Source organism: Bacillus sp. JJ722, from assembly GCF_036963345.1.
Classification (GTDB): Bacteria; Bacillota; Bacilli; order Bacillales; family DSM-1321; genus Bacillus_AD.
In genome coordinates this window covers 1-8,226 of the sequence record NZ_JBALMO010000217.1, presented here as the reverse complement: position 1 = coordinate 8,226, position 8,226 = coordinate 1, and the positions used below count along the sequence as shown (strand labels likewise).

Here is an 8,226-nt window from a genome sequence, read left to right as displayed (position 1 = left end):
TACTATCATCGGTGGACTTACCCTAGCGCTTATTCCGCTAGTAGGTAACTCATTCCTGTGGGTTGTTGTGGCCTTGAGTGTGGCAAAGGGCACAACTTATATTAATGTTTCTATGGCAGTACAGGTTATGATTCGATTGATGCCAGATAGAGCAGGTTTCATGTCTAGTATATTGAGCCTTGGTAACAATATTACCCAATTAGTGTCTCCTATTATCACTGGTATGTTAGTACAAGCCGCTGGCGTAAATCTAGCACTTGGCTTTAATTATTCTATATATGTCATGGCTGGACTGTGTCTCATAACTGCTATTCTATTTTTAATGTTTGTTAGACCGGATAATATTAAAACGATTTCGTCAAATAGTGTCGCTGTGTAAAAGATATACCTCCTGTGTTTAATTTTCTATTTCCAGACTAAGATTCTTATGTAATTTCATCAGTTGAAGTTGAAAGTTATGTGATATTGGGATGATGGAGTTATAAGTATTATAGAGTCATTTGAAAATAATGGTATAAACAAAATAAGGGAGGAATAAAAATGGTTTTAACTCAAAAGAATCAAGTTACTCAGATTGATGCGGTCGTCATTGGTGCAGGTTTTTCTGGAATGTATATGCTTTATCGCTTACGTGAGGCCGGTTTTTCCGTACGTGTCTACGAGGCAGGCGATAGCGTCGGTGGCGTATGGTATTGGAACCGATATCCAGGAGCTAGATGCGACATGGAGAGCATCTATTATAACTACACTTTCTCGGAAGAGCTACTTCAGGAATGGACATGGTCTTCTCGATACGCTGCACAGCCGGAAATACTAAGTTATCTCAACTATGTGGCAGACAAGTTTGATCTTCGTCAGGATATCCAGTTCAACACACGCGTAGAGGAAGCTCATTACGATGAGAAGAATAATAGGTGGAGAATAGTTACAGACGATGGAAACATTGTGATGGCGAAGTACTTTATTACAGGCGTAGGCAATCTCTCGGTTACCAATATTCCTAACTTTAAAGGCTTAAATAGCTTTAAGGGGGAGAGTTATCACACCGGAAATTGGCCACATGAAAAGGTCGATTTCAAGGGGAAGCGGGTAGGTGTTATTGGGAATGGATCCACTGGCATTCAGGCGATCCCAGTCATTGCTAAAGAAGCAGAGCATCTTTTTACTTTTCAGCGGACCCCACAGTATAGCCAACCAGCAGAAAACCACCCACTTGATCCAGAGTTCATTCGACAAACGAAAGAAAACTATAGAGAGATTGTGCAAGAAATGCGTGAATCCCCATTTGGTGTACCATCGATCAGTCCTACTCGTTCTGCGCTGGAAGTTAAATCGGATGAACGCGAGCAGATTTATAAGGAAATTTGGGAGAGAGGCGGCGCCTTATTTGGTAGTTTTAAAGACCTGGCGATTAACGAAGCAGCTAATGAAACTGTCGCCGAGTTCATTCGATCCAAGATAAGGGAAACTATACATGACCCTGAGGTGGCGGAGAAGCTAATGCCATCGTACTATTACGGAACCAAACGCCCAATAAAGGACACAGATTATTTTGAAACCTTCAATCGTGAAAATGTTACTTTGGTGGATGTGAAAAATGCTCCGATTGTGGAAATCACACCTAAAGGTCTGCGAACTACAGAAGCAGAATACGAATTGGACATCATTGTTTTTGCGACCGGATACGACGCAATGACTGGACCGTTATTGAAGATGGATATCCGTGGGAAAAATGGCTTGTCGCTAAAAGAGAAATGGGCTAATGGGGTAAAAACTTACCTAGGAATCACCAATTCTGGTTTTCCAAACATGTTTATGATTACTGGGCCAGAGAGTCCTTCCGCTCTAAGTAATCTGCCTGTATCAATTGAGCAGCATGTGGAATGGATTGCCGATTGTATTGAGCATCTTCGTAAAAATAATGTAGAGACAATTGAAGCAAAGGTAGAGGCAGAAGAAGCATGGAGTAAACATTGCAGGGAGTTGGCTGACGCCACGCTCTACACTAAGACTGATTCTTGGTATACAGGTGCAAATATTCCAGGTAAGCCACGCGGATTTTTGATTTATCTTGGAGGTGTTGGAGCATATCGTAAGAAGTGCGATGAAGTTGTCGCTAAAGGTTATGAGGGATTTTCTTTAATTTCCTCTACAAACATGGTGCTCTAAAAAAATATCAACCATTTAAAGAATAGGATGTGAGAAACGAACATGAACAAATTAGAGGGAAAAGTAGCGATTATTACAGGAGGGTCAAGTGGTATTGGTAAAGCAACCACAGAACTATTCCTGGCTAATGGGGCTAAAGTTGTTGTTGCTGACATTTCTAACCAAGCAAAATTATATGTGGAAGGGCTTGTAAAAGAAGGTGGAGAGGCAATCTTTGTACAAACAGATGTTTCTAAGGAAACGGATGTTCAAAATGCAGTAAACGAAGCTGTAAATAAATTCGGTAAATTGGATATTATGATTGCAAATGCAGGTATTGGTCACCCAGATACACCAATTAAAGACTATACTTTAAATCAATGGCAACAAATGATAGATATTAACTTAACAGGCGTATTTTTATCTAATAAATATGCGATTACCCAAATGCAAGAGCAAGGTACAGGGGGATCAATTGTCAATATTGCATCTGTCATGGGGCATACTGCCCGTGACGGTCAAGCAAGCTATAATGCAGCTAAAGCTGGTGTAGCTAACTTAACTCGTTCATTAGCTATTTCACACGCTAAAGAAGGTATTCGTATTAATGCTGTAAACCCTGGTTTTATTTACACACCCATTTTAAGCGGTGCTAGCGATGAAAAGTTAGAAAAAGTCGCTTCACTTCATCCAATCGGTCGCCTTGGTCGTGTGGATGAAGTTGCAAATGCTGTTTTATTCCTTTCATGTGATGATGCTTCATTCATCGTAGGAACCAATTTAATGGTTGATGGTGGTTATACAGCTATATAAGCTACTTTAAATGTAGAAGTTGCAACTCTAACATAACGAAATAACCGTTATAAAAAGCATGTTTTGATCTTTTTCAAAACATGCTTTTTTTAATTCTTCTAATCTTGTATTTCGCGGGATTTTTGTTGGGCTAAAACGGGATCATTAACAGCCAATCTTAGGTTGTTTTTTTATTATGCTAAAATTAATCTCTAACATTTAAAACTTTCTATATGTAAATTACGAATATATATAAGAAGTGATGAAAGTGATGTGATAGATTGATTGATTTTGAAAGTAGATGGATACGGAAAGTGCAGCATTCTTCTCATGAGGAAAGTGCGAGTAAGCTAATACAGAGATATTATAAGGAAATCTTTGTTTTCGTGTACAAGCAAATGCTAGAAGAACAGCTGGCGCTTGATTTAACACAAGAAATTTTTATTCGGATGTTGCAATCGATTAATAGTTATGACGTGAAAAAAGCTTCGTTTCGTACATGGATTTATCGAATTGCATCCAACCATTGCACAGATTACTTTCGTTCAAGAACGTATCATGTTGGCCAGCAAACAATGTATGTAGATGAATTAGAAATCGAAGGTGTGGACGATGTAGTGGAGAAGCTGGAAAAGAAAGAAGACTATGAGCATGTAAATCATTTAATATTCCGGTATGAAATAGATGCTCAACAAATCCTCCGTTACAAATTATTCCTAGAGTTGACTTTTCAAGAGATTGCGAAACTACTTAACTTGTCTGAGTCTACGGTGAAAACGAAATATTATTCAGCATTGAAGAAGCTGAAAAAGGAAATGGAGGGGTATGTGAATGGATGAGAAGAAATGGGCAATTCCAATACCGTCAGATAAGGAAATCGATAAGCAAATTACATTAATTATTAAGCAGGGCCTTCCTAAGAAACAAAACTTTTATCAATCACTAATTGAGATGTGGCATCATCTTGGGTGGCGTTATATTGGATTAAATCGATATGAAATTGTATTCTGTGTTCTTTTGATGATGGTTGTTTTTGGCTATGTTCTGTATGTAAAAGAAGATTTCGCTTCGACCTTTTATGGACTTCTTTTTATGATTTCACCGATTTTATTTCTCGGTTTGTCGGCGTTTACCTTTTACGAACGATGTAGCAACAACACGTTCGAATTAGAAATGACAATGAAATATACGGTGTTTCAATTAATGACATTTCGTATGCTGTTCTTTAGTTGTTTAACTATTGTTGTAAATATGTCGCTCATCTTATTACTCTCACTTTCAGTAGAAATAGATGTAATAAGAGCTATTTTACTTTCGTTAACTGGTTTATTTTTGTTCTCTGCGGGACTTCTGTTTGTTTTGCATTCTGGTAGTTTTTTAAAACGGGGCATTGTGTTTGTTGGCCTATGGATTGTAGTGAATGTGCTGTTAATAATGAATGTGGAAAGTCACTATATAAACGTGCTGGAGAGGCTCCCAATCATCGTTTACGCCATTATTGTAATGTGCTGCCTAAGTTTATACGTGCATTCGCTAAAGTATATGTTTTATAGAAGACAGGAGGAGGCGTTGTAATGTTAGTTGTGCAAGATGTTGAAAAGGTATATGGAGATTTTACGGCACTTCGTCATATTGATTTACAGTTTGAGAATGGTATATATGGCTTGCTTGCACCAAATGGAGCGGGGAAAACGACTTTAATCAAAATGCTAGTGACATTAATTCAACCAACGAACGGTAGGATTTTATATAATGGAAAGCCTATTGATTCACTAGGCGAGACGTATCGCGAGCAGATTGGGTATTTACCGCAACAATTCGGCTACTATAAGAATTATACACCGAAACAATATTTAAGTTATTTGGCTGCATTAAAAGGAATGGACAAGCGTATCGTCTTAAGTCGCATTGATGAGGTGCTTGAACTGGTTGCTTTACGTGATGTGAAAAACAAGAAAATGCGTAAGTTTTCAGGAGGGATGATTCAACGTGTTGGCATTGCCCAAGCTTTATTAAATGATCCGAAGATTTTAGTGCTTGATGAACCAACTGCTGGTCTCGACCCGAAAGAGCGTGCTCGATTTCGTCATATGCTGTCAGACCTTGCACGTGACCGTATGATTTTAATATCCACACATATTGTGTCTGATATTGAATCAATCGCAAACAAGATTATTATGATTAAAAACAAAGAAGTATTGTACCAAGATTCAGTAACGAATATTTGCAAAACACTGTCTGGTAAGGTGTTTGAAAGGGTCATGCCTTATGATAAATTTTCCACTTTCCGCAAAAACTTTTTAACATTAGAGGAAAAGCAAGAGCAGGGACAAATGGTCGTCCGCTTTGTCGCAGATGAGGGGTTACATAAAGGGTGGAAGCCTGTCACACCACAACTCGAAGATGTATTTTTAGTAGAGTATGCACATGAAAGTACTAGCGGGTTAGAGATATGAATGTAACATGGTTGGAAATGAAAAAAGCGCTGCTTTCTCCGACAATTCTAATATTATTAGTGATGTTTATTGTTTTTAATATTTATACAGTTGTTAGTGATTCTTATAAGAAGGATGAGTTAAAGGTTGCTAATGATATTGTGAAGCAATATGGAGTAACATTTAATGATGAAATATTAAAGACTATGCAAAAAGATTTAAATGCAGATGTCCAAAAACTTGATGCAAAATATGAAGATGCTGAAACCTTTTTAAAGGAAATGACCTTTGAAAAGCATAATGAGGCTAGTGAAGAGAAGCAAAAAGAAATCGATCGCATTAGCCTTATGCAATCATATATAACGATTGGAGAGGGGCTGGATGAAAGGTATGCTGAGCTTGACATAGAGAAGCTAAAAGAAGCGACCATATCTACATATCAGTTTACAGGAGCTACTGCTGAATACATCGATAAAGAATTTGAAAAACTTAACGATCGTTTCGATCAGATGAAAGAAACAGAAGAATACAAGCAATGGTTTTTCCTAGGCGAATATAAAATGCACAGTGAATTATTCAGAGGTCTGCTTAAAAACATAGCGCTACAAGGTGTTTTGCTGGTTGTGCTACTTTCGGCACTTATCACTAATTACGAGTTTGAACACCGGACTCAACTCGTAACATACGCAACAAAAAGAGGGCGACATTTGATGAGAAATAAATTAGTGGCAAACATGTTATCCACATTTATTGTACTTATTCCTTTATTTGGACTATCATTACTGGCATTTTTCACGGTATATGATTATTCCGGATTGTGGAGAGTCCATATTAGCAGCGGATTAAATTGGGAATATAAATGGCCGTATATCACATGGTGGCCTATAGAGTTATGGCAGTATTTACTTTTAGCCGTTTTCATTTTAGTTGTGACACTTTTGATAGTATCGTTGCTAACCTTTGCAATTGGAACTCTTGTGAAAAATAGTTATTTGACATGGATTATATGTATTTTATTTTTAGCTAGCTTATTTATTGTGCCATCGTTCTTTACAGGATTGCCAATATTACTTCTAGCGATGCACTTTAACATAACACTGCTTTTACTAAATCCTCATATGTATTTTTCAGGTAGGTCAAATTTAACGATGATGGAGCAGCATGAGTTATGGACATTAACAATTTGGATGATCTTCAGTTTGCTATGTAGCTATATGGCATTACGCTATTTTAATAGAAAGGATATTGTCTAACATGCAGCTATTTTGGATGGAAATAAGAAAAATATTTTCGTGGAAAATTGTCCTATTATTGATATTTGTTAACTTGATCTTGTATTTTTTGTTGTTTGAGTTTGACATTAAGCATTTTCCGAATGGGCGACCAGCAAAGGATTTTTTTAAAATCGAGCAGCAAATGATTGTGAAATACGGTGGGAAAATGGATGCGAAGGAGTACAAAGATTTTGTTGCTGACTATGAACTGGAGGTTGAGAAGGCAAATGAATATTTGCAAAATGATTCAGCAGCGGTATCCGCTGGCATAACAAACTATGAAGCTTTTTGCAATATTGACATGGAAGATTCAAAGAAAAGTGAATATCATAATTCCATTATATTCGAACGTGGGGAGGATCTCTTTTGGGAGCTTCAAGCTAGGGAAAACTTAATAGATTATTATGATAACCGAATAATTAGTTTGGAAGCAGAAATAGAAAGAGCAACGGGAATGCAGAAGGAGAGATTACAACAGCTGTTGCATGAGGAAAAGTACGGGGGTTATACAAGTATGGTTGTAGAAAATTTCCAAAGCATTAGCACCAATATTGCGATTATCCTGTTGTTTAGCAATACAATTGCGATTTCACCTATATTCTTGCGCGATCGGGTAACATCCGTCATCTCATTACAATACACATCGAAAAAAGGGCGCGATTTATACCGAATAAAATGGTTAGCGGGGTTTGCGAGTATGGTATTTGTTACAATTGTCTTACTCACTCTTTATTTAGCGCTCTATTCCACAAATGATACCTCTGCATATTTTGACTTACCGCTACATTCTTTTGTAGGGTATGGCTCTTGGTATGACATATCGTTTTTTCAATACATTATTTTATCAGTAATGGCAATCTTTGTGGTGGCTGTGTTAATTGGTATTTTATCAATGGGAATCTCTACGATCGCGAAAAATTATATTGTGCTAATTGGTATCCAAATTGTCGTCATATCAGGTATGATTGCACTTGTCTCAACGTTCATGGTCAATGATATAGTAGCTCTTTGGGATCCAAAATGGCTTATGCCGACAGGTTATATATTGCTCATTATCATAACAGCGATCTTTTCGAGATTTGTATGGAGACGTGAATTACGTAGGGATCTATTATAAGGCATTGCTGTTATAAGTAAGGCTATCTTCGAGGTAGCCTTTTTGTTTTGTAGTTTAAGGGAACGATACCATTATTTAGCGAGAATTAGAAGAAAAAGAAAAACCCATTTTGTTGAATGGGTTTTAAATAACTACTTAACCAAAAGGGGGTGTGGTTTATACATGTTAGTAAGTCCTGTTTATCAAGGACTACGTGAATTATATCACATACTTGGTAGGAATAATCTTTTTTCGAATATAATTTTAAATTTTGTCACTTTTGTAGGTTCTAATCATATTTTTAAAAGTTACAGAAACGTATCTTTAACTTATATGTGCTGCGATGCTGTTAATCTAGATTGATCAATAAATACATAGTGTATTCCTAGCTAATAAACAGTATTAGTAATTAAATGGAATTTAAGATAGAATATCATCATTGAACAATTTAAAGTAGTCCGTTTTAAAAACTGATTTTTAA

8 protein-coding genes are annotated in these 8,226 nt (G+C 36.9%); all 8 read left to right on the top strand.

Features of this window, described 5'->3' with window-relative positions; genetic code table 11:
- On the top strand, nt 1-379 hold a 379-nt coding region (locus tag V7014_RS21575), incomplete at its 5' end, for an MFS transporter (protein ID WP_335510199.1).
- 161 nt (nt 380-540) lie between these two features.
- Entirely contained in the window at nt 541-2,169 is a 1,629-nt protein-coding gene (locus V7014_RS21570; protein ID WP_335510197.1) for a flavin-containing monooxygenase, read from the top strand.
- 42 nt (nt 2,170-2,211) lie between these two features.
- Nucleotides 2,212-2,961 carry an SDR family NAD(P)-dependent oxidoreductase gene (locus V7014_RS21565; protein WP_335510195.1) on the top strand — a complete coding sequence of 250 codons (750 nt, stop codon included), beginning with the start codon at nt 2,212-2,214 and terminating at the stop codon, nt 2,959-2,961.
- 260 nt (nt 2,962-3,221) lie between these two features.
- Nucleotides 3,222-3,779: an RNA polymerase sigma factor gene (locus V7014_RS21560; RefSeq protein WP_335510193.1), complete on the top strand. Its 558-nt coding sequence runs from the start codon at nt 3,222-3,224 to the stop codon at nt 3,777-3,779.
- Nucleotides 3,772-4,515 carry a hypothetical protein gene (locus tag V7014_RS21555; protein ID WP_335510191.1) on the top strand — a complete coding sequence of 248 codons (744 nt, stop codon included), beginning with the start codon at nt 3,772-3,774 and terminating at the stop codon, nt 4,513-4,515. The genes V7014_RS21560 and V7014_RS21555 overlap by 8 nt, the downstream gene beginning before the upstream one ends.
- Nucleotides 4,515-5,396, top strand: coding sequence for an ABC transporter ATP-binding protein (locus V7014_RS21550; protein ID WP_335510188.1), 882 nt, complete (start codon nt 4,515-4,517; stop codon nt 5,394-5,396). Before V7014_RS21555 ends, V7014_RS21550 begins: the two co-directional genes overlap by 1 nt.
- On the top strand, nt 5,393-6,628 hold the full coding sequence (locus V7014_RS21545; RefSeq protein ID WP_335510187.1) for an ABC transporter permease subunit: 1,236 nt from the start codon (nt 5,393-5,395) through the stop codon (nt 6,626-6,628). The genes V7014_RS21550 and V7014_RS21545 overlap by 4 nt, the downstream gene beginning before the upstream one ends.
- A gap of 163 nt (nt 6,629-6,791) precedes the next feature.
- Complete coding sequence (locus V7014_RS21540; RefSeq protein ID WP_335510185.1) at nt 6,792-7,766, top strand: hypothetical protein; 975 nt, start codon at nt 6,792-6,794, stop codon at nt 7,764-7,766.
- The last annotated feature ends 460 nt before the right edge of the window (nt 7,767-8,226 follow it).